Source organism: Nonlabens sp., assembly GCF_047636915.1.
Taxonomy (GTDB): domain Bacteria; phylum Bacteroidota; class Bacteroidia; order Flavobacteriales; family Flavobacteriaceae; genus Nonlabens.
In genome coordinates this window covers 1-25,707 of record NZ_JBLIGN010000037.1, presented here as the reverse complement: position 1 = coordinate 25,707, position 25,707 = coordinate 1, and the positions used below count along the sequence as shown (strand labels likewise).

Annotated in this window: 12 protein-coding genes and 1 pseudogene; 3 read left to right on the top strand and 10 right to left on the bottom strand. The window is 36.2% G+C overall.

From position 1 onward, the window contains the following. The 3 genes and pseudogenes from ACJAT0_RS07455 to ACJAT0_RS07445 all read left to right on the top strand — a co-directional run. Positions 1–234 (top strand): annotated as a pseudogene (locus ACJAT0_RS07455) (SRPBCC family protein); the annotation flags it as partial. Then, positions 231–470 carry a hypothetical protein gene (locus tag ACJAT0_RS07450; RefSeq protein WP_415181164.1) on the top strand — a complete coding sequence of 80 codons (240 nt, stop codon included), beginning with the start codon at positions 231–233 and terminating at the stop codon, positions 468–470. The pseudogene ACJAT0_RS07455 and the gene ACJAT0_RS07450, both read left to right, overlap by 4 nt. 256 nt (positions 471–726) lie before the next feature. Further along, positions 727–2,106: an FAD-binding oxidoreductase gene (locus ACJAT0_RS07445; protein ID WP_415181163.1), complete on the top strand. Its 1,380-nt coding sequence runs from the start codon at positions 727–729 to the stop codon at positions 2,104–2,106. 381 nt (positions 2,107–2,487) lie between these two features. Here ACJAT0_RS07445 and ACJAT0_RS07440 read toward each other — a convergent pair whose 3' ends face one another. The 10 genes from ACJAT0_RS07440 to ACJAT0_RS07395 form a co-directional block, all read right to left on the bottom strand. After that, the gene (locus ACJAT0_RS07440; protein ID WP_415181162.1) at positions 2,488–6,564 is read right to left on the bottom strand and encodes a T9SS type A sorting domain-containing protein; all 4,077 of its coding nucleotides are present in this window, start codon (positions 6,562–6,564) and stop codon (positions 2,488–2,490) included. Further along, on the bottom strand, positions 6,554–7,420 hold the full coding sequence (locus ACJAT0_RS07435) for a hypothetical protein (RefSeq protein WP_415181161.1): 867 nt from the start codon (positions 7,418–7,420) through the stop codon (positions 6,554–6,556). The genes ACJAT0_RS07440 and ACJAT0_RS07435 overlap by 11 nt, the downstream gene beginning before the upstream one ends. A 1,041-nt stretch (positions 7,421–8,461) precedes the next feature. Further along, positions 8,462–10,585: a thioredoxin domain-containing protein gene (locus ACJAT0_RS07430; RefSeq protein ID WP_415181160.1), complete on the bottom strand. Its 2,124-nt coding sequence runs from the start codon at positions 10,583–10,585 to the stop codon at positions 8,462–8,464. Between the two features lie 281 nt (positions 10,586–10,866). Continuing rightward, the gene (locus ACJAT0_RS07425; protein WP_415181159.1) at positions 10,867–12,288 is read right to left on the bottom strand and encodes a T9SS type A sorting domain-containing protein; all 1,422 of its coding nucleotides are present in this window, start codon (positions 12,286–12,288) and stop codon (positions 10,867–10,869) included. 595 nt (positions 12,289–12,883) lie between these two features. After that, a complete protein-coding gene (locus ACJAT0_RS07420; RefSeq protein WP_415181158.1) occupies positions 12,884–16,177 on the bottom strand; it encodes a VCBS repeat-containing protein in 3,294 nt (1,097 codons plus the stop codon). Between the two features lie 945 nt (positions 16,178–17,122). Further along, entirely contained in the window at positions 17,123–18,052 is a 930-nt protein-coding gene (locus ACJAT0_RS07415; protein WP_415181157.1) for a glycosyl hydrolase family 17 protein, read from the bottom strand. Positions 18,053–18,054: 2 nt separating this feature from the next. Further along, the gene (locus ACJAT0_RS07410; protein WP_415181156.1) at positions 18,055–20,394 is read right to left on the bottom strand and encodes an MFS transporter; all 2,340 of its coding nucleotides are present in this window, start codon (positions 20,392–20,394) and stop codon (positions 18,055–18,057) included. Positions 20,395–20,399: 5 nt separating this feature from the next. After that, entirely contained in the window at positions 20,400–21,869 is a 1,470-nt protein-coding gene (locus tag ACJAT0_RS07405) for a glycoside hydrolase family 30 protein (RefSeq protein ID WP_415181165.1), read from the bottom strand. A 78-nt stretch (positions 21,870–21,947) separates the two neighbouring features. After that, positions 21,948–23,225, bottom strand: coding sequence for a glycosyl hydrolase family 17 protein (locus ACJAT0_RS07400; protein ID WP_415181155.1), 1,278 nt, complete (start codon positions 23,223–23,225; stop codon positions 21,948–21,950). A 63-nt stretch (positions 23,226–23,288) separates the two neighbouring features. Continuing rightward, the coding region (locus ACJAT0_RS07395) for a hypothetical protein (protein WP_415181154.1) at positions 23,289–25,707 on the bottom strand (2,419 nt) is incomplete at its 5' end.

Genomic DNA, 25,707 nt, shown 5'->3' with positions numbered 1-25,707 from the left:
AGTGGTGTTTTAAATAGGCAAAGCAACCGCTTTCGCGAAAGCGAGACTACGATCAATAACCAAGTAATAAAAACCACTTTATGGGATGCCAACAGCACCTTCAAGTTTACTGGGATGATGAGATTGATAGGAAAGGCACAACCTCAATTATTTAAGGGACAAACCCTGCAACATATGGAAGATTTTAAGACCTTTGCAGAAAATCCAACTAATTTTATTAAAACGAATCCATGAGGAATTTAAAACTAATTTGGGACTTCAAAGGTCCAGAGGCAGAAAGAACTGCGGCACATCACTTAATTCATTTAGACGACTATTTGAAAAATGAAAAGGTCACCTCTATCGCTACTGGTGTAGAGCAAGTAAGCGATAATCATCACATCGCGTACGTAGCACTAAAAGAAACATTTATGCCATCGGTGAGAGATGCTTTGAAACCACATAGAGGCCAATTGTGGAATGATCTATAAAAAGATTGCTCCCTAACAAGCAGCATACGCAAAGAAATAACTTGCGCTATTTATAGCCACAATATTTTTGAATAGGGGTTTTTTTCTACAGCTTTAAAAATCCTAAAGCATAAAACTCCTACTAACACGAAAATAAAAGACACCGTAAACCTTGCTCTTGCCTTCCTAAGAAAAGTAATTGAGGACATTAAATTAGGAATGAAATTTAATTAATCATTAAATTAGGCCTTTATCAATTATCAAAGGTATTTATCGCATGCTGGCATCTCAACTCTTTTCACACTGCTTAAAAGAAGAACAAATACTAGAAAAAGAAGCGCTATCCAATCGCTATCATCATATATGGCATATGGATCAATCTTTAAAAGCGTTTTGTGTTTTACTACCTGAGAATACAAAACAGGTAAGTGACATTATAAAAGTCTGCGATAGAGAGGAACTTACTGTTGTTGTGCACGGTGGTCTTACTAATTTAGTGGGTAGTACAGAAACTACTGGCAACGAAGTTGTTATATCTACCGAGCGTCTAAATAAAATAGAAGAGATAGACACTGCTAGTAGAACAATAACGGTCCAAGCTGGAGTGATTCTCGAACACATCCATGACGCTGTTCTAGAAAAGGAATTGCTTTTTCCATTAAACTTTGGCGCAAGAGGAAGTGCACAAATAGGTGGCGTTATTTCTACAAATGCAGGCGGCCTGCGTGTTCTTAAATATGGAATGGCCAGACAACTAGTTCTGGGACTAGAAGCGGTAACAGCAAACGGCACCGTTATTTCTTCCATGAAAAAGATCATAAAGGATAACAGCGCTTATGATCTAAAGCAACTCTTTATAGGTAGTGAAGGAACTTTAGGAATCATTACACGCGCAATTCTTAAATTAGAAGAAGCGCCTAAAAGCCGCAACGCAGCCTTTATAGGTTTTAATGAATATAGTAGCGTTGTAACTTTTTTAAAATTCATGGATAGCAACCTTGCCGGGAAATTGAGTGGCTTTGAACTTATATGGAAAAACAGCTATAAGCAAATGACGAGCGTGAGTGATGCGGTAAAGCCTCCTTTACCCTATGATTATAAGTACTATGTTTTGATTGAAGCTTTAGGGAGTCATCAGATAAACGACCAGGCAGAGTTTCAAAATCTTCTTGAGAACGCGTTAGAAAATGAGATGATTCTCGATGCCGTCATGGCACAATCACCTAGCGATGTAGCATGGTTTTTTAGAATCAGAGAAGATGTAAATAACCTCGTGGACCTTATGCAACACGATCAACATTTTGACATCAGCCTACCCATACCATTAATAGGCTCCTACATTGCTGCTCGATATGAATCTTTAGCTTTGATAAAAGGTGTAGAGGAAATTTATGCTTTTGGTCATGTTGCAGATGGGAACATTCATTTTATGATAGGGAAATCAAATCTAAGCGAAGGTTTGAAAAAGGAAATCGATTATTGTATCTATGACGGTCTTAAGGCAATAGGCGGCTCTGTAAGCGCAGAACACGGCATAGGAACTCACAAGAAGGCCTATCTAGAATTGTGTCGCACACCAGAAGAAATTGCTTTGATGCGTTCTCTTAAAAGTTCTATGGATCCTAAAGGCTTATTAAATCCTGGTAAGATTTTTTAATTCTCTTAATTAGCTATTATTGCTTTAAACGATAGATATATGCAGGACTCACTAAAAAGAAAATGCACAGATAAAAATAGTTTTGGAATTCAGGTAAAACCGACCAAAGAAAATCGAAAAGATCTTTTTGACAGGACGAAGGATAACTGCGACTAGCAAATAAATACTCACTATCTGCCACCTCTAATCTGATCTTATGGTATTATGAATCTTTGAGACACCTGAAAATTATTTTTTTTTAGGTATAAAATCTTCAAATCAGGCACCTATCGGTCATAATTTTAATTTAAGGGATACAAACTTAAAGAATGATAACATAAAAAACTCCCAAACGATCTTGCTTGGGAGTTTAAAAAAAGATGACAAAAACTAAGAAGAAAACTAATCAATAATCAGTTTATAAGATTGTTCTTGATCGTTATCTACCTGCTTGATTTTAATAAAATAGATGCCATTGCTTAAATTAGAAATATCTAAAGTTACGCTTGTATCTATCGCCTTATGGTTGATTACCATCTTTCCTAGCATATTGTAAATGGAGATATGCTCCATGTTAATTTTAGACTCCATATGTACTAGATGATGAGTAGGATTGGGATAAACCATAATTTCAATCTTCTCAAAACGTTCTGTAGAAAGCGTTGCTAAATCATAATTTATGATTAATTGTGGCGCATTATTTCCTTCAAATGAATCTGCTTCTCTTTCTCCTGTTCCAGAAAAAACAAACGCAATTGGGTTTAATAATTGCCAATTTGGCTCCTGTAAAACACCTTCAACTAATGTTTTTATATCAGGCGTTCTTTGGTCTAAAGTAGCATCACCTTCAATAACCCAAGCAGGAATATTGCTCCATGGTATTGTATTACTTAAAAGTGTTCTACTAGATATATCAAACGCTGTATCTGTAAACTCTAATGAGTTAGCGTTAGCTTCAGCTGCAATACTCAGGTTAGTAACTCCATTATTGTCATCATCTACCGTAAATTGAACATAAGCACTTGTTATGGTCGCATTGGCAGGTAAATGTATATCGGTAAATCTTAGTCCTACTAATTGCTCTGTGGAACCACTTTCAAAGGTTAATTCTAAATCAGTACTGGTTAAAGATATGGCACCGCTGCTCAATTCTTCCTCGGCATCATTTGCACTGTTTGTTACGTCATAGATTAATGTTCCCGTTTCTGTTATTCCAGCACAGTTACAGTTGCCATCTTCTATATCAAAAAGAGTGCTTGCATCGCCATCATCACAGGTTGTTCCAAATGCAAGGCAAGGATCTGAGAATCTGTAAAACAACTTTAAAACAGGCCCTACCGAATTACCATCCTTAGACTCTGCTACGCGTTTTCCACTACCAGAAAAAATGAATGTCATTGCATTTCCTGGAATCCAGCCATTTTGACCTCTTATCTCGTTGATTATATTTGTAAGATATGGAGTTCTTTGGTTGATACCTTCTTCTCCTACAAGATCCCATAATGAAATAGTATCCCAATCTACCTGACTATTAGTTACGACTCTTGAAGATATATTAGAATTAGTATTTATAAAGGTGGTGCTATCATCGGCCAGTTCACCGTTGATGATCAAATTGGTTGGATCTTGATCAGAATCATCTTCATCTGTTTGAAATTGAATATATGCTCTGTACAAATAAGCTTGGTCAGGTAAGTTTACGTTATTATATCTTACCCCTACCACTTGATCTTCACCATCCCAAATAAGTTCTAAATCGCTACTAGTAATATCTAGCACTCCTGATGAAAGAACTTCTTCTGCATCATCACTACTGTTGTTTACAACAATATCACTCTCCGTAAGATTTAGGGTAGCGAGACCTATGCAATTACAAAAGCCGTCTTCTTCGTCATTTACAGTAATTACATCATTGTCATCGCATGGTGTCCCTTCCTCTGGACAAGTATTGTTGAGTGTGTAGGTAATGATAAGTCGAGGTGCATCATTTGAGCTACCGTCAAAAGATTCAGCTGTACGTTTTCCCTCACCTTGTATTATAAAGGTTATCGGATTAAAAATAGACCAGGTGCTTTGCTCTATTATTTCTTGAACGATAGCTCTTAAGTTAGGTGTTTTTTGATCATCTGTAACATCTCCTACCGTATTCCAAGAAGGGATATTTTGCCAATGCACAGCGGTAAAAGTCTGTGGTCTTCCCGTAATATCGAATAGCACACTTTCTGAAAAAGCAGTACTATTAGAAGATAATTCGCCTTTAATAAGCAGATTAGTAGGATCACTTCCTGTTTCATCCGTTGTGAATTGTATTCGTGCGTCTAGAACAGAAGCATTTTCCGGCAAGCCTACGCTACCGAATCGTATGCCAATAGTTTGGTTGTTTTGGCCCGCAAAAGCATCAAAAACCAATTCTAAATCAGAGCTCGTAGTGTACATCACACCTCCTGTTTCTGATTCCTCAGCATCATCTGTTGTTCCGGTAACTTGATAAGTGAGATTTCCAGACTCTTGTAAACCTATGCAATTACAATTGCCATCTTCTACATCTAAAACCGTCAGCGGGTCGCCGTCATCACAGCTAGCTCCTGCTTCTGGGCATGGCTCTTGATAAAATAATTTTAATGTAGGTGGATTTCCGGAGTCAAATGATTTTGCCACTCTTTTACCTTGTCCAGAAAACATAAAAGAAATAGAGTTTCCTGAGGTCCAGATCGCCTGGCTGATGATTTCGTTTACGATTGTATTCAAATAAGGTGTCCTTTGATAAATACCTGCTTCATCTATGGTGTCCCATGTGTCAATCTCACTCCACAACACCGTATTTTGTGTCAAATTTCTCGAAGAAACATCATTAAGTTGAGTTAAAAATGAAGCACTTGTTCCTATTAGTTCTCCATGAATTCTTAAGTTGGTAGGGTCCTGTCCTGCAGCAGTGCTTCCCGTTTCAAATTGAATATAGGCACGATGAATATTAGAGCCGCTTGGTATTTGAATGTTTTCAAATCTAACTCCTACAATTTGATCTGTGCTATCATAAATAAATTCTAATTCTGTATTAGATATATTTACACTTCCTGTTCCTATATTCTCCTCAGCGTCATCACTAGAATTACCCACTAAAATTGTTTCTTGAACTAAATCTTCAGCTAGTACTCCTTCGCAATTACAAAGGCCATCTTCCTCATCAATAATAGTTAAAGGGTCATTATCATCGCAAGGTGTTCCTACTACATTGCAATTATTATCTATACTATTAGAGATAATAACCACAGCACCGGTAGGTGGTGTAAATACATCTAGGTTTAATGGTAACGTAAAAGGATCATTATTAGCAACCTCGCCTACTTGATCTGCATTATTTACAATAATCGTTCTTAGTTTAATTTCATTTGGGTACACAAATATTAATTTGAATTGATTAAAAGATCCAGAGCTCCTGGTCCAGCTTTTGTCATCGTTATTGGGCCTCAACGGAGCGCCCAAGCAACCTTCTCCTGTATACACTGTTCCATTGAGTTGATCTACCACAAAACCTTCATCGTTTCCCGAACTTGAGGAAGGTTTTATAGGCCAGGTGGTCTTTGCCATGTGAGAATCACAATCTACTACTAGTCTCACTTCTTCATCAAAAAATAACTGTGCCCAGGCGCCGTATTCATTATTCCCTTCAGATTTACCTGACGTATGAGGTCTCATAGGTTTGTGATATTGAGCCATCTTCCAGGTGAGTCCATTGGAGTTCGTGAGGTCATTCTGTAACCAAGTCAGTTGATTTCCTAAAACTGAAATTTCAGAGTTTAAGGTATAGGTTCTCAGCAAATCATTTCCAAAAGTGAGCGCATAATAAGAGTCTGTGTTTGGAGTGTCAAAAAGGTTATAAATAACAATTGGGTTTTCATGATTACCTCTTGCTGGAACAATAGGAAACATTCTACCGTCCAATGCCGTAGTAAGCTGCCAGTCGTCGAACCAGTCTTGCCACTCCTGATCCGTATCATCATCAGTCATGTCACCACCGAATAAGACGGCATTCGGTTTTAGCTTGCTTACTAACTTATTTGCATTTTGTCTGGGTATTCTGTTATTTCTAGAATCTCCACCAGCTATAAAAGACAAAGGACTATTATCATCAGTAGAAGTTTTAAACCAGTAACGTTGACTCACTCCTTGACTATCAGAAACTACGAAGTAATAATTAGTATTTGGACTTAAATTAGTAAGACGTACAAACCTGTTATCCATACCTCTGTAAACTATCGCTCTGTCCTCCGTTTGAGAAAAGGCGTATGCAGATGTGTTGGTGCCATGATCAATAGTATCATAATAAAGAGTTGAATTCAAACCTGATATTTGATTCCATGCTACGGTAATTGTAGTTGCGGGATCATCTACTAGAATAAGCCGGTACTTGTCATTGTTTGCGACGACCGAAAATGTCATTAAACAAAATGCAAAAAAGAGGAGTAATTTAGTTTTCATTAGTGAGTAATTTAAAAGTTAGATGATGAGTTTTAGGTAGGATTAAATAAATAATTAATGGTACAAGAGCATGCGGAAGTCTGTAGAGAGTGAGGTACGTACTATGGTGTAACGAAGACCAAAAAAAATCTGGGTTAAAACCAGAAACAAGCCTCGCTACTGCGGTTAAAAATCCCCAGATTATTATATATACAAGTGTCAGTCTTGCTAACTTGGGAATGAATATAAATATGGAGACCATAATATCTAAGACACCCACTACAAAAAGAAGTTGGGTTGCCTGCGTCTCATTAACTCCTAAAATTTTTATAGTCATATCTATAAAATGACCAGGTACGTAGAAGAGTCCCATGGCAAAAAGGCCATGCGGAATAAAAGTTAGTGCTACTGCTATTTTAAGCCATTTAGAAAGTCTCGATACATCCATGTTCTTTAAAGAGGTATTAAAAAATATAACTAACGGAACGATCAGTTGGATGCTTAGCTCAAATAATTGAAGGATGTCGTAGTTTTTTGATTTAACCATACAGATTCCCATAAAAAATAACAAAGAAATACCAGTCCCAAGAATTGTCTTTTTTAAAATGCGGAATCTTATTTGATGCCAAAAAAGACAAAGTAAGCCACTAACTAAAAACACAACACTACTTAAAATGGTTAAGTTTTCTATGAATGTATTGACTTTTAAGTTGGTGGCATATTCTTGCCATGTATAATTAAATAGACCTTCTACAACAGGAGACAAGAGACTTTCATCCCAAAAAATAGCTCTGTAAGGAGCTCCAAAAAAGAAAAATTGATACGCCCTACCAAAGAATATTAAAAATGCTGAAAAGCTTAAAAGATACCTAAACATAATACAAGAAATAATAAGTTAGGTAAAGGTATTTTTAACCATTCATCTTTAGATTATTACAAAGTTGTCAGTTTATTATCTAATCGTAAATAAAAGTTGTCTCTTAAGTTAACTCCATTTTTAAAGGGTTTGAATAAAAAAAAATGTGTCCAGGATTCTTATTTAGTTAGGTTTGCTTATCTGTTGGTAAGGTTGTAAATAAGAGTATTTTAGAAATAGCCGCTAGCACACGACAGTTTTAAGACAGCATCACAAGACACTTATAAGCCATATAAACAGCCGATTGGTTTTATTTTAAATGTAAATTCTTCTTGTGGTTTACCTATAACTCTTTTGCTATGTTTCCTACCTGGCGGCATATTTAGTCAAGTATGATATAAAATATGAGGCAAATTTTAATTGTTCCGCTTTCGCGAAAGCGGAACAATTCCCTTAGTACCTACTGATACAAAATATGGAACAGGTTTTTAAAACTCTTTTATGAACTATTCATTTGCTCCACTTATGATTATTTTATGTTCCAGCCTCACTTATCTAAATGTTAAAAGTGAGCAACCTAAAGAGGTGATTTAATTGCAAATATTGATTTTTCTATCAGTAACAAAAACAGATCTTTTGGACCATCTAAAATCACTGAATATATTAATTATGAGGGATTTAAAACCGCCTTTTAAAGTTTACCCATCATAGCGTTCTACCGGTGGTGAGATTAGCAAATGACAATAAAATATCTGTTATACATACCTTTATTTGTTTTGGTTCGTGCTGCATATATCCAACAGCCAAATAAAAAACGCCATTCCTATCTCAGAATTTAATCCACAAATAGGTATATTATCCAGTGAAACAAATAGTTGGGATGACTTTTTTGTAGCCCCATATTCTAATGAAGGAATAAATGAATTTCTATAAGAGAAATCTCAAAAAGTTCTTGTTCGGATTGATTTTATGGAGGAAACAAATTTTAGGTACAGACATTTGATTATAAACCGTTATCACTTCCTTTAGAGCAATAAGGTCAACTCTATAGCCCAACTATTATTATTTTAAAAGCTGACCAACCGCGCTTTTTGTATCGGTAACAGGGAGTTTACAACTACCGTCTACACATACATAAATATAAGTATCATTTATATTAAATCTATTTTTCAGGATAGGCAAATCACTATCAACCATAGCACCTGCAATTAGTATATTAGGCAAGTAATGAGAATCAAGTTCTTTTAATTTTCTGATAGCATTACTTCCAGAAATAGCTACTTCATAATAAGGATTAGAATAATTCAAATACAGCTGCAACCAGTTTGAATAAGCCGCAGGTGCCCTTTTCATGTCATTGTGAACATTAGACAGCATGCGTTCTGAAATTTCAACATAATCCGTATTAGAGTAATAATGACCCAATTGAAATAGCGCAATTGCTAATACAGAATTAGAGGAAGAGATGACATTATCTACAACTTCTGTTTTACGCGTTATTAAATTGGTATGTTGATCGGAAGTAAAATAAAACATACCGCTGTTGGTATCATAGAAATGAATCATAGCATAATCCATAAGGTCATTTGCTGTATGCAGCCATTCTTCATTTAAAGTAGCTTGATATAAAGTAATAAAAGCATTAATCGTGTGTGCATAATCTTCAGAAAAACCCTCAATCGTACTTCTACCCTCTTTATAATTATGGAATAGCGAGCCGTCCTTATTTAGTTGATTGTCTTTTATAAACTCCGCACTTTTAATGGCTCGGTCTAAATATTCTTTGTTCCCTAGAACGCGATAAGCATCTACGTAACTCTTAAGCATTAGTGCATTCCAAGACGTGAGGACTTTATCATCCGTAGAAGGTCGTTCTCGATCTTTTCTATACGTATCTAGTTTTGATTTCCAATCACGAACCAAAACATCTAATTGCTGTTGGGTTAGACCGAATTCTTTTAAAAATGCTACGTCTGATTTTGTTTTGTATAAAATGTACCTGTCATCTTCCCACTTCCTAGCTTCGTTAATATTGTAATAGAAACTAAACAACTCCATATCTGCACCGATAACAGTCTCTAATTCTTTTTTAGTCCAGATATAAAAGGCACCTTCCTTTAGGACACCGCTATTGGTTTTACTATCTGCATTTATGGATGAATAAAAGGCTCCTTCCTTCTGAGTTAATTCTGAATTTACAAAATCCAATGTTTCATCTATAATTTTTTTAAAATACGCGTTACCTGTCAACTGATAAGCATGTGAATAAAGACTAACTAATTGTGCATTATCGTACAGCATCTTTTCAAAATGTGGTATGTGCCATTCTTCATCAACAGTATACCTAGAAAAACCGCCACCTACTTGGTCGTATATACCACCATTAGCCATTTTAATCAAGGTGTTTTCTACATGCTTTTGCAGCTCATTATCATTGTTCTGCACACTATAACGAAGTAAAAAGTTTAACTGATTGGGCATGGGGAACTTTGGAGCACCTTCTTGTCCTCCATGAACAAGGTCTAAGGAAGGCTTCCACAAGTTTACTATAGAATTAAGTGACTCCGTATTAAATGCAACAGCTTCTTTATTAACCGTAATTAAGTCTTTATTTTTCATGCCTTCTGTCAATCTATCGGCATAGGCGATTACTTTTTCCGGATCATTTTTATATAAATCGGACATTTCAATTAGCACTTTGGCCCATTGTGATTTGGTAAAATAAGTACCTCCAAAAACAGGTCTTCCATCTGGAAGGGTAATACAATTAAGCGGCCAGCCGCCTTTTCCAGTCATTAATTGAACCGCATCCATGTAAATCTTGTCCACATCTGGTCGTTCTTCCCTATCTACTTTAATGCTGATAAAGTTATCATTCATTAACGCGGCAACAGCATCATTTTCAAAGCTTTCCTCTTCCATGACATGGCACCAATGACAAGCCGAATAACCTATGGAAATAACCACTAGCTTATTTTCCTCTTTTGCCAATTCTAAAGATTCTGTACTCCACGCCTTCCAATCTACAGGGTTGTACGCGTGTTGCAATAAGTAAGGACTTGTTTCATGAATTAAATCATTTGCTAGATCTTCTTGAATATCTATGGACTGCGGCTCTTTTTCTTTCTTAGAACAACTAGATAATGCAGTAAAAAAAGCAAAGAAGTAAAGAACTCTATAAAACATATACGTTTATAATTTTGATATAAATTAAATACAATACTAACCATTTGACCTTCGAATGTGTAGTAAAATGCGGTTATTCTATCCGGTTTAGACATAACATTAAACCTTAGGTATACTTTCAGTCAAGACCAAGCAGGCATCTGTTATGGGATTTTAGTATAAAGATGATTAAAATATTATTTGGTATAGTGGTAGGTTACTACTGATGTAATGTAAAAAAAGGCTGCCTTTTCAGACAACCTTTTTGACTTATATAAATGTAGTAGTCCAATAACTGCTTGTTATTCTTTAATAAGCTTTATAGTTTGTGTTCCGTTTTCACTAACTATTCTGGCAAAATAAATACCTGAACGAATATTTGTAGTATTGATTTCTACTTCCATATTGTTAGCTTCTAACGCAGAGATTTGTTTCCCTGATAAATCATAAATAGCAACCGAGTTGATTGTTGAATTACCAGAGATTGTCCAATTATTTACGGTTGGATTAGGATATGCAGCAAACACAGCAGTATCTACATCACCTACACTAGCTGTAATACCTTTGTGTAAATATAAATTATCATACCAAACGTTGTTTAGATTTGTAGTGATCACTATCTGAGCTAAATCATCAAATGGTGCAATATCAACGTCTATCGATACCCAATTTGTTCCGTTACCTGCAACAACTCCTGGATTCGTACCGTCATTAATATTAATTTGAATAGTTCTTGATGTATCTTCTCCAGTACCTCCATTAAAATCTACTAGTTTTAGATTAAAAACTTTACCTAAAATGTTTGTCTCATCCGTATAAAAATCAATATGAAACTTAGTGAAACCAGTAGCATCTACACGATTACTAGCAAAATCAATTCCTTCACATAACCCACCAGTGGTTAATTTAGTTGGATTTCCGGCAATAGTAACATCAGCAGTGCTATTTGCGCACCAAGAAGTATCAAATGTTCCAACAGGTACATCTGCATAAACACCAGCACCATTGAAAAAAGAAATAACATCAGCAGCTGGTCTATTAGGTGGAAGCGGTGCCGCTACAGTTGGTGGTGAAGGACACGCCGCACAATTAGGACCTCCACAATCTATACCTGTTTCTCCCTGATTTTGAATACCGTCAGAACAAGTAGCAGGTGCCGGAGCAGAAAAAGCTGTTATATTATCTACGTAAGTGGTTCTTACAGAACTTGCATTGTTTGCATCAGCCCAAAAGCCAGCTCCACCATTTGCGGAACTATCCCAAAGGTTGAAGAAAAATATTTTTGGATACAAACCGTTTGCTATTCCTGGAACGTCCTTAGGAATGGTGAAATCAAAGGAAAGTGGCTCCCAGCCAGATCCCGTATGACTAGCATCCGTAGCTGAAACAGGTCCAGTTCCATCTTGTACTTTCGCTAACATATCAAATGGTGTAGTGGAATATACGTCAACAGTTACCGTTCTACTGGTACTTACTTGTAAATTAAGCCAGTCCCCTTGTAACGTAAGTTCTGCTTGTTGCCAAGGTGCAGATGCTGCTCCAGTAACAATTTCAAGAACATTACCATTAGTTCCTCCCGTTGCTGGATCTGATACGATCGTTGCCGTACCTGGTCCATTAACAAAATTAATTGTAGGAGGCGTGCCTTCAAAGTCCTCTAGAACTACCTGCGCAAAACAGACAGAACTGATTAGGAAACCTAGTAAGAGTGTAATTTTTTTCATAATACAATTTTGTTTAATTATGAAGAACAATATCGGAAACTATAACGATGTAGTAATAATAAATCACCCATACAAAAACTATACAACCGTATATTATTAGTAAAATCACAAAGTAAAATTGAAATAAATATGGATTGAATCAAAACGGAACAAAAAAAACACAATCCCTACACGTGCGTAATCAGAGCTTTAAATAAAATAAATATTTCGCTTTTAAGAATTTTTTTTATTCTAAAAAAAAAGGTCTGGTGTAGAATCCTATATATATATATATCATTGGGATACATCACAACCCCTTTGGTACCAGCAAAGCAAATAACCCGTTCCATAATTGATCTTTTAAACGACTCATTTAACAGATACAAAAAACACAGTCGACGGCACGGAATTATAGCATCATTTAACCTCTTTTGTAAAGAGCTCCTAATCTATAGAAACAAAAAATTTGCATTATAAAGAGGTATATTTCATAATTAATGATATTATCACAAATCTTAATAAACTGATTTAACTGTGCAGAATACCTATACAAAAATTACAGTTGCCTTTACAAATGACAGGAATTATTAAATTATATCTAAAATTTCTAAGGCTTTTATTGGGTTGTAAAAGCAGACAAAGAGGAATTATTGTTAGTCACCACAATAGTTTTTACTCCTTTTACGGTTAATTGTTTTATATCTCTGCTATCCTTGGGTACATAAAAACCACTTTGTCCAACTGGCATAAAACTAAAATCATTCTTGCCATTACCTAATAATACAGCTCCGTAACCAGCATCATATCTCACCGTTTCTACTTCGACACCATAATGATTACCCACCGTAATTATATCCATATGACCGTCCTTATTAACATCTGTAACAAAAACTGATTTAATAGGAGCTATTTGCGCTTCATTAGGCAATGATTTTGCAATAAGCTTATCGTTTTCATTGATCAATAAGATACTTTCAAAACTAGATATTTCATAAACGACACTACCCTCTATCTTTTCTTCCGGTAAAACTTCTATTAAAGTGGAAGAAGCAAAACTGTGATAATCCCCAAATTTATCAGCTACATAGGGCATTTGCTGACTGGTACATTCTCTGCCGCGCATGGGTACGTAATCACCTTTATAGAACTTAGCAAATACGACATCATTAGTACCGTTGTTATCAAAATCATTTGCATATACCTTGAAAGGGTGCTCTTTAGAAGCTTTAAACTTATTGTTTTTACCCAGATTACCGATTACATAATCTTCATCACCGTCATTATCAATGTCACTGGCAGTGATAGACCACCAAATCCCTCTGGTATTCTCTAACCCAAATTGCTTTGAATCGTCGTTGAAAACACCATTATTATTTGTTAATATCTTGATTTCCATCCATTCCCCTACTATCATCAAATCCTCATCATTATCATTATCTATATCTGTAAAAACAGCATCGGTAACCATTCCTATATTCTTTAGTGCTGGTGCTACATCGATTGATGATTCTTTAAACACTCCATTGTCATTAATAAGAAAATAACTGGTTGCTGGAAAAATATATTTACCAGGAATCATTCTAGTGCCTACAAAAATATCCATATCCCCATCATTATCTATATCTGAGGTTTTGACACTTTGGGTGCTTTGAGCTATTACAGGTAAGGCTTGTTCATTTTTACGAAAGTTTCCTTGTCCATCGTTTATATATAATCGATCTCTAAGTTGCGGACTTCCTATATTAAACTCACTTCCTCCACTTGCTACATATAAATCAACATCATTATCACCATCTACGTCGAAAAAGACACTTCCCATATCCTCACTAGCTTTGTCCAATTGCCATGGTTGTGATGGACTCTTCAGGAATTTACCACTTTCTTGTTGCAAGTATAATAGACCGCTTTGTCCGGCAGCACCACCTATAAACATATCCTCTAGCCCATCATTATTCACATCTTTAATGGCTGTAAATGGACCGTTCTGAGACAATTTATATGGTAAAAGTATTTGCTCCGTAAAATCGTCAAAATCATTTTCCATGTGCATAAAGTCGATTCCAATATCATTTGGCTTTACTGATGAAAGCAATGTCTTGGTCCTTCGAGTGGTAGCATCCTTTTTTGTTGCTTTATCATAATTTGCAGTTACTGTCTTATTTGCAGCAACATCCTTAAATAAATTCACCTTTCCATCAGGCCAGGTTACCTCGATTTTCTCTATTTGCGTATCCTTTCCTACTCCAAAAAACAAACCTGGTTCTACAGAAGATAAATAGCCTCTCGACAAAAAATGCTCGGACACCTGAACCTTGTTTTTTTGATAAATTTTTGCTTTTGCCCCTATTCCAAATGGATTATTCACAGATCCCTTAAAAGCTATTTTTAAAAAATTTCCTGTCGCATTATTATTGTAAACAAATGCCTGCCCTTCCATGTTATTTACAACAACATCTAAATCACCATCGTTGTCTAAATCGCCATATGCCATTCCATTTGAAAAACTAGGAGTATCAAACCCCCATTTTTCACTTACTTTTTCAAATTCTAAATTCCCCTTGTTTCTAAAAGCATAATTAGCTACAGGCTGTGATGGTGCATCTTTACTTAATTGAAACAAATCGTCTACTGTCGTCGTTTTATCTAAATTGTTGAGAGTAATTCTGAAATCATTGTTGTCTACATCTTTCTTTATGCCATTAGAAACAATGATATCCTTCCAGCCATCATTGTCTAAGTCTACCAAGAGACTTGCCCAGCTCCAATCTGTAGAGGATACTCCTGCCATACTTGCCACGTCTGAAAAAGTCCCTAAACCTGTATTTACCTGTAGCGTATTAGACATATATTGGTAATGGGCTCCTGCATCCACCATTTTATCAAAGATCTCTGTACTCATGGAAGCCATGTTAGTCTTAGCTCTATAATGGTCTTCTGGCGTCATGTCAGTGGTCATCAAATCCATAAAACCATCATTGTTAATATCCCCTGTATCTGAGCCCATACTTAGTTGAGTAATATGTTTTAACTCTTCATTTATGACATTTGTAAATGTTCCATCGCCATTATTATAATACATAAAGTCAGGTTCTGCATAATCATTTGCAACATACAAATCTGTCCAACCATCATTATTAAAGTCGGAGGCATTAACACTTAAACCGTAAGAGACGTCAGAAGAAATACCCACTTGAGAAGAAACATCTTTGAATATACCATTATCGTTTCTATACAATTTATCTCTAAATAAGTTAAACTGCTCCCGTGGAATTTTATTCACTAAAATTAGTTTCTTGTCGGGTAGCTGATTGACTTGATACATGTCTAAATCTCCATCATTATCCATATCAAAAAATACGGCTTGGGTAGAAAAACCAGCATCAGCAAGACCGTATGCAGCAGCACTTTCCGTAAAAGTTAAGTCCTGATTATTTATAAATAATTTATTTTTTCTGTCGTCTAACTTTAAGGAATTACCATTCCTACTTACATATATATCTAGGTAGCCATCTGCATTAACATCGGCCATGGTAACACCCCAAGTCCAACCTGAATCTCTATCTATTTTAGAACTAGTAGTAATATCCTCAAATTTAAAATCACCTTTATTGAGGTATAACTTATCATTAACTTGATTTCCCCCAAAAAAAATATCTGATAAGCCGTCATTATTGATATCACCTATAGCTACTCCAGAACCTAAATAAATATGCCCGAAAAAGAACTGATTAAAGTACTCGGACTCTTCAATAGTATTATTAAAATCTATACCCGTTTCCTCAGAAGGCAATAAGTTAAACCCTCCTATAAGCTCTTTAGGATACAGATCACGTGAAGGCTCGTTATTACAGCTCAACAATAAACTTGTTATTATCAATACTACTATGAGATGATGGTTTGATTTTTTCATTTGTATAATCTGATGTTTTAAAAGTCGTATTTATGCCGAAATCAAAGTCGTAAAGGTACTATTTATATAAAATAGTACCGCTTCTTTAACAGAGAGGCCAAGTAAATAATATGGGGCTTTTTTAGAACCTGAGAAATTAACGGAATATCTAAAATGATTGCTTACAAAACAACGATTGGAGCCACTGAAAGTTCTTTTACTACTCTAATATGTAATATCTCGTCTTCACAAATTATTTGAATGATTTTTTAACATCCACAGTCTTTAGAACAGAGGCTGTAAAGCTCATCAATTCGTTACACTAATTTGTGTAACCTATGATTTTTATTAAGATCATCCATCTGAAAAGAACACCTCATCTCCTAGGGATAGATTCTTTTTCTACAGATAATAGTTCTATGTTACCTAATCAACTATATCCATATACTCAAAACACCTAGGTTTCCGAATTTTCTGCTCTTTATTTTTCCTTTTCTCTGCGTTAAAATTTACAACCGTAACATAAGCTATGCTTGAAAATTTATGCCTTAATAAAAGAAAAAATAAATCCGCTAAATTCTCCGAAAACCTAAATGCTTTGAGTTTATGATCAATGCGTGAGGTAATCACAACTATCCCGTTATAGGTAAAAAAGCTCCTTATGGCGGCATGAATTTTTCACTTCAACAGCTGTGAATGTAGTGCCATTAGTTTATAAATAGTACGTCAAATAAGCCACCCGAAGAAAACATATACGTGACCAATGTATGCATTTATTAAAGTAACTATCCGCCAACAGGAATGATTAATGAATAAAATAACGAACCTGCCTGCTTTTAAAGTTCGCTTTCGCGAAAGCGAGACACACCTACTATCCAATAACAACAACTTGCTAAGAAAGTTATACGTTAATCCCCGACAGCAGATCGTGATTTTTTAAGCAGAAAAATTACTGATTCTGATGATCTAGAATTTAAGATTCTCCTTTTTATCCCAAAGGCCCCAATAGGCACCTACTTCACCTTCAGCTCCTTTCTTCCACGACTCATCAAATGAGGAGAAATAGAAAATATCTATATCGTTTTGACTTGACCAAAGCTGTGCGTTTATAAAATACTTCATAGCATTTTCGGCTGATGAATGTGCCTCTCTTAAACTCTCCCCTTGACTAGGCCAACCTGTTTCTGTTATAATAACTCTTTTGCCTTGGCTTACATTAACCACCTGATTAAACATATCATTCATGTGTCCTAGTGAATAATCTATATTCGTTCCTTCCCAATACGGGTAGCAATTGGTTAAAATAACATCAGAATGCTTCACTAATTCTGAATGTACTACAAACTCATAATAGGCATCTACATAGCCTACAGGAATATTTGGTAACGCCTCTTTTACTCTTTTAATGTACTCCAATAATTGCTCCATAGAAAGATCATTGCGGTAAAGCACTTCATTCCCAACAGCTGCAATATCCACAAAACCTTTATTTGCAAGATCAATCAGGGCTTCAATCTCTAATTCATTTTTCTCAAGATCATCGCTTAACCAAGCTCCAACAAGAGTTTTAAGTCCATATTTATGAGCCATTTGTGGTACAAATTCATTTCCCTCTATACAAGAAAAGGACCGCACCCATTTGGTATAAGGCTTCATTATTCTAATACGCCTTTCTACCTGTTCCATAGTGATTTGATCTCCAGGCTGCTGCCCGTCTTCATACATACTAAAGCAAATCCCATGCATACCTCTTTTTAGGGATTCATTCCATAATTCACTTAAATCTTCTACTGAGGTATGCTCAGTAAAATCAACACCAGAGCAGTCTATATGGTCAGGATCATGATGCTTTTGATATTCCTGATACGGATGATAATCTTCGTTTCTAAATGACATAATTAGTATTTTAAATTTTCGTTTTTATCCCATAATCCCCAACGGGCTCCTACGTCTCCTTCTTGACGCACTTTCCATGACTCATCAAAAGATGAGAAATAAAAGGTTTCTACTCCTTGATCTTTTGCCCAATTGGCCACATTTACAAAATATTTCATCGCGTTAACCTTTGAAGGCAATGCATTTTGATTTTTAGATCCATCATTAGGCCATCCCGTTTCCGTAATTAAGACCGGTTTACCTTTTGCTGCTTCCGTAACGATGTTATGCATTTCATTGAGGTATGCCGTTGCTTTATCTATATGGCAACCTTCCCAGAATGGATAACAATTTGCTAAAATAACATCACACTCCTCGACTAATTTTGGATTCTCAACAAACTGATAATAGGCATCTACATATCCTATTTGAATATCTGGAACTGCAACCTTGACTCTTTTGATATAACCTAAGAGCTCGTCTAAAGTTAACTCTTCTCTCAACAATACTTCATTACCTACAACAGCAATATCAACCATTCCCTTTTTGGCCTGCTCAATAAGACTTTCAATTTCTAATTCATTTTGAACTTTATCATCGCTTACCCAAGCACCTACCATGGTTTTAATACCTTTAGAACGTGCTGATAGTGGAATAAGCTCATTCCCTTTTGTTGTTGAAAAAGAACGAATCCATTTTGTATAAGGTGCAATTATATCCATTCTTTCATCTATTTGCGTACCCGTCAAAGAATCACGTACATCCTGTCCCTCTCGATAAGGACTGAAACAAATACCGTGTAATCCAGCATTTAAGGCTACCTTAAAGTGGGCGGCTAACTCTATGGATGGAACATCGCGCTTTACGTCAGTTGGATAATTTACATGCTCATCAATAAAACCTAAGGACTGTAATTTATTCAAGGCATAATAGGAAGAACTTATAGGTTTGCTTTGAGGTTTTTTTCTGATGGCTAGTTCTGCACTTATCTCTAGCGCCTTTTCTTCTGAATGGTCATAATTACGCATGATCCACATTGCGGTAAGCGTACCTAGGATTGGTAAACCTGAGTAGAACAGTCTTATACCTGTAATTGAAGCTTCTGTATTTACGGTATTTGGTACAAAGCCTACTAATGACATAATAGCTCCTGTTAATAGCCCTGCAATGGCAAAACCAAACTTTACCATCCACCAATAAATAGCTCCAAAAACACCTTCTCTTCGTTTTCCTGTATTCAATTCATCGATATCAATAACATCTGAAGTCATGGACATCATTAAAGTAAATAAACTTCCAATACCAAAAGAGAAAAAAGGTAATGCGATTAAAAATAAGTAAGGCTTTCCCGGAACAAATAAAAACCACAGCATAATATAACCAATCACTGAAATTCCTTGAGCCCATAAAAAGGCTTTCTTCTTACCCAGTGTTTTTGACATTTTTGCAACAATAGGGATGACTAAAAAGGTCGTTACTAAAGCCCCTATACTTCCTAATAATGTAGGCCATAGACCAGCTGCTGCAGCATCACCATTAAATAAATAATACACTACAATAAAAAAGGAGAATCCTGCAACGGTATTAAACGCATTAAAAATTAAGAATGTTGAAAAGCAAAGTTTTTTAAAATCTTCGATCTTAAAGGCTTCTTTAAAATTATCGATAATCTGTTTAAAACTGCCTCCTATAGTTTTCATAGTTAGAGGAGTTAAACTTTCATCATCCAGAGTGGATTTACTTTTTATAAAAAAAGCAGGAACCATCGCTAATATGGCACAAATAACACCCACCCATATGGCTATGGTCCTAGTGGCAACTGCTCCGTCTTCAAACCAGGATGGATCGTACATGATCACCCAAAACCAAGGTGCAACTACCCAAGCCCATTGTCCTATCCATTGTGCTACAGCCATAATATCTGTACGCTCATGGAAATCATCACTCATTTCATACCCCATAGCCACATAAGGGACACTAAAAATGGTCAAGCCTAGGTAGAAAAGTAAGGACCACAATAAAAAATAAGCAAAGTTATAACTTAAACCATCTACTTCATAAAGTTGCCACATCATACTAAAAGATATACCCATCATCACCGCTCCTATCAAAACGTATTGTCTACGCCTACCCCAGACTGATTTGGTGTTGTCTGAAATAAAACCCATGATGGGATCGGTAATTGAATCAAATACGCGAGGAAGGAAAAACAAAATACCCCACATCCAAGTAGGAAAACCCAAGTTCTGGACTAAGACTACCATGAAAATACCTAGTGCAGCAGGAAACATCTGGTTGGCCAACATTCCAATACCGAAAGCAATTTTCTGGCCAAAATGAACTTTATGAGTGGTGATTGACATAAGATTTAGTTTTTGGTTGGTATTATAACTGTTTGCAGGCTCTGTGCACCTAAGTTGATACTTACTACGCTTTCGCGAAAGCGTAATTTATAATTCTTATCTCGCATACCTTCATTAAAAATAACAAAGGCAATAGTACCGTCTGGATTTTTTGCTGCAGTGACCATAAGGTCTTTATCTGTATGTTCTACATCAATAACTTGAGCGCCTGGACGTATGTATTTACTAAAATGTGCCATGGTATAATAAAGTGGGGTAAAATAAACTTCATCATTATCTGGGTCCACAATTACTGGTGCGACACACCAATTTTTAAACCAGTTAGGCCCACCTTGTCGGTCTAGAACCATGTTCCAATCTACCCATCCATCTACCCAATTGTTCATACAGCCTATGATATCACGGGCATAACGGTTTACTGGAGCATATTTAGGGTGTAAGTGCTTATCTTTTTCCGGAGCCCAATCCCAACCCCAATCGGTAGATTCCTTAGACCAGTACCACTTGTCATTTTTCCATTCTGGAACTTGTGAGTCGATACAACCTTCTGTCTCAATGAGGTATTTATCTGGTGCTTTGTGGTGTGCGTACTGTAAATCTTCTGGAAAGTAATCATAGGTACTTTCATACCAGTGAATGGCGGTACCATCAAAATATTTTGACGAGGCCTCATCACGATACATCTCATCTACCCATTCTTTGATTCCTCCTCTATTTTGATCGTAACCTAGGATAACTTTATCTCCGTGACCATCTGCTTCTAACTTAGGTCCCAAATGAAACTGGACAAAATCAGTCATTTCTTTGGGCGTGTAATGCATGCTTTCCCAATTATTTCCATTTCCGAGCGGCTCATTTTCTACCGTAAAACCCCATATGGGAATTCCTTCTGCTTCATAAGCATCAGCATATTTTGAAAAGAACAACGCCCAAGTATCGTAGTACTTAGGTAATAGTTTACCACCTACCCATTTATTGTTATCCTTCATCCATGGTGCTGCTGTCCATGGCGATGCAAATATCTCAAACCCATCTTCTGATGCTGCCATAGCATCCTTAATCATAGGTATCAGATCATCTCGATCTTCCTCTATAGTAAAGTGCTTTAGATGCACATCATCTTCCACTGGCGAATAAGAATATTGCGATAAAGAAAAGTCGCAACTATTCATATGTGTGCGAGTTAGCGAGTAATTTGCTCCTTCCCGAGAGAAGTAAGCGTTGATAATAGTGTCTCTACTTTGTTTACTCAATCGATTGAGTAAATAGGCCGAAGATTCTGTAAATGCGCCTCCAAAACCAGTAATGGTCTGGAAGGTTATATTTTCATTTATAGTAATTACAGTCGTGCTGTCTTTTACTTCAAATGGCATCACTTTAGTCAAATTATTACCAGACGCAGAAGTCTCGTAAACTTCTACATCAAGTATTTCTCTTTCTATGAGCTGTTCACCTTGCTGTTTAAAGCTTAGCATAAGAGCAATGAATAAACAAATTGTTCCATATTTTATTAATCTCATTTTGGTTGGTTTTAGGCCTCTTATTGAGTTATTTTATTTTAAAGGTGGTAATAATACATCTTTCATTAACTTCTCTTTATCGCCATTATAAGTTTTGGCAATAGGCTTACCTCCTCTAGTTACACCTTTAAAAACACCAGCATCTACCTGATCCCAAAGCGCATATTTTGCTTTACCATCAAGAGTAAAAAGTCCGAAGTGATTCTCAGAACCTAGCTTATTAGCAGCATCTTTCCATTGCTCATCAAAGGCCTCAAAATAAAAACAAGAAATGCCTTCTTTATTGGTCCAGTCTCTCATAAGATGATAGAATTTTGCGCTTTTATACTCATCTGTAGCTCTTGATCCGTCTGGACCATAATGCCCATTTGACACTGATGCCCAACCGGTTTCACCTATATGCACAGGCTTATCAACACCTACTACTGTCATGTACTCCACCACACTTCTATATTGTGATTTTGCATAGTCTCTTGCACGGCCCATAGCGGCATCAATTTTCTCATGAGTTATCAAACTCTTTTCAAAGCTTAATGTCCCCCAGAATACGGCATTGTAATGTGTATCGTGCATAGGGTAAGTATGTAGGGACACATAATCAACAGCTTTCAAGAGTTTGGTCAAGTCTGGTGTGTGATAAATGTAATCACCACCACCCCAAGAGGCAAAATTATCTGAACTAGTAATCCACAGATCTTTAGAAAGCTTCCCTTTTTTCTTTAACCCTTGTAAATGGTTGACCCATTTTAAAATAACAGCAGGTTGCACATAATAACTAGCTGCCCATTTTACCATGGCCTCATTACCTACGGCTATTACTTTAACAATATCTGGATATGTATTAGCTAAGGCAACGGCTCTAGCTATTTCACCAGCGTTTGCCTCGCTCTCTACGTTATGATCTGGCTCTAATCCAGTCCAAGCATTTTTACAATCCATCCATGCTCCTAGCATGACATACATTTCAAAATCAGCATCTTCATTCTTAAGCTCCTTTATAGCAGCGAGAATATTAGAAGCATGTGGTAAATTAGGTTGCACATTATAGGTGCGCAACACTTTTATCCCCATGGCTGCCATAATCTTCATATCTTCTTTTAGCTGCACTAGAGTGGGCTGTTCTTCCCTAGAAACTCCTCTATAACCTCCATAAGAAATAGCTTGATAATCTGGGTTGCCCAAGATGTCTACTGCATTAATCTCTTTCGTTTGATTCAATTTTCCGTGCTCTTTTAGCGCATTACCACAACTTACTAGAATCAATAATTGTCCTAGTAATATTCCTTTTTTAAAACTGCGGTTGATGTTCATTGGGTTAATTTTAAATTTCGCTTTCGCGAAAGCGAACTAATACATTATCTATGATTCCATCATCTATTTAATAAGCTTTACAATTATATGATTGATCTCCCCTGTGCGTTGAAACAACTTTTCACTAGTTGTTTTATCCAGTTTCAATTGCTCAAAAGTTTTCTCTTCACCATCTTTAAATACAACTAGCACACTTTCTTGAAGAGACTTCGTATAAATCACAGGAACCTGACAATAGGTGAACGCAAGAGATCCTGCACTTACAGGTAGGGTCTGTTTATTTCTACCTACGTCTATATAGTTAAAGCCTTGATCTTTTGCTAGGAACTCTTGCTTGCGTAACAAGCTAGGTTTAAAGGAAAGTACGCCATCAAAAACAACAATACCTAACTCGCCAAAACGGCTCAAAATATCTTCCTTCACCTGTCCTGTCATTCCTGGTTGTTGCGCCCCTTTAGTTGCTGGTGTATGTGAATAAGGATCTGTAGGAACAGCTCCATATAACTCCGGTGACTTATGAGCACCTATTCCTGCCTGTATCTCGTAATAATGGTCCAACATCTCGCCTATTAGCGCATCGCTTTCTCTGCCATTAACTGCTTTTAAACAACATTCTTGCACCGCTAGTAATAGCTTGGAAACCATGTGCCAATAGATAGAGCCTAGTCCTTCAAAACCAAAGAATGTTCCTGATCTACCGGTAAAAGCTTTATGATTAAAAACAACTTCAAAAGTTTTTTCTAACTGTCTTTGTTCCTTGCTAACAAGGCTGCTATAACTCCCTTTAGCGAGTTGTTTAAGAGCTTTCTTAAGGCTGTTGACATTGTTGAAGCTGGCGTTGAAATGATAAACCCCTGTCAGGTCTTGCACGATGACTTGTTGATTGTCATCTTTTAGCAATTGCTGTAACAATTCAGACTTAGAAACCAGCTCATTAGGAATGATGTTCTTTTCTTCAAATCCTGGTAAGTTCTTATTAGGATATAAGATATAACTGTATTGATCCTCTCTAAATAAGGCACTAGATTTTAACGCGTTCATGACCTCTAAAGCCTGTACTGATGTTAAATATCCGGAGCTTAAAGCTGCTACCTGACCTTCTAACATCTCTGATAAGTAGGAAATACTCACGTCGCCGTTATCCTCTAATGTCATCAAGTTATAAGCATGATACATACCGTCTTTACGCTTATTTGCATCTATACTATGGTCCAAGTATTTTAAAGTAACCTCTATAAATTCAAGTAAACTAGCTTTTGAAATATCTTGTTTTTTACCTGAGAAATTATGATCATAAATATTTTTTCTATAATCACTTGCTGGCTGAGAGACACCGTCAAGGACAGCTCTGCGTTGTGCATCGTTGAGAGAACCTTTCAATAAACCTTGATGATCTTTCAAAGTGTTGCCTACTGCTGTATAAAACACCTCTAAATCTTTAGATATAGATGAATACTCAAAGTCTGCATCCTCAATAAAGCCTTTAAAGTAATTCAAGAAACGTCTCAAATAGTTAAGGGTTACCATGGAAACACCATTACCTACTAGGGCATTATTAGCGTCATTCCATTCTGGTCGTTGGGTATTTAACCATATTCCAGCTTCAGGAATCAGGTTAGAAACTTTAGCAAGAACAGTAGCTAATAGCTTCTCTACCAAGTTTACTTTATAAATAGCCCCTGATGTATCTCTTAATAAAGAACCGTCTGCACCTAATTGTTCCCGTCGTTCTTCTATAACCTCTTGTAAACGGTAATCGAAATCAATAGTGTCTTTAGGGTCTTGTAGAATGTCTGCATATTCCTTAATTTTATAAGGAACATTTGCATAAACAAAGAGATCTTCGTTAAGGAAACTATCTAGTTTACCTGGGTAATAATCTTGTATAAACTCTAAAAATTTAAGCAAGTAAATGATCTGGTGATCTCCCCAATATCCAATATAAGACCAAGGGTCATCTTCCTCAATTACTTCCCAATCAAATCCACCTTTTGTAACTCGATAAGGATTATAACCATCAAAAGTTGTTGCGTTTAAAAATTTGTGAATCATTCCATCAATAAACTCTGGATAAGAATGAGCTAAAGCTTCCCAATTTTGGAAAATATCGCGCCAGTTTCCTTCATAGTCTAATATTTTAGAACCATCAATTTCACTACGTGTATTGATAGAAAATTTATTCCATGGACGACTAGGATCACCGTGTCTTCTACTAAACTTTAAAGGTAGATACTCTATTACTAATCTTTTGAAATGCGCATTATTATGAGAATAAGCTATTTCATTTAAATTATCTAGATCAAAATCTGCTGGTAGGTCTTGAAGCAATTCTTGAGCACTTTCAAACACCTCCACATTTGCGGCTTCTAAATACTCTAAGAAGTCTTGCTTTTCAATTACGTAGTTGTTATCAAAAATTCCACCACGCATAATATTGAACATGGTATTTGCAAAATGGCGATTGTTAGTTAACGGGTCTGCT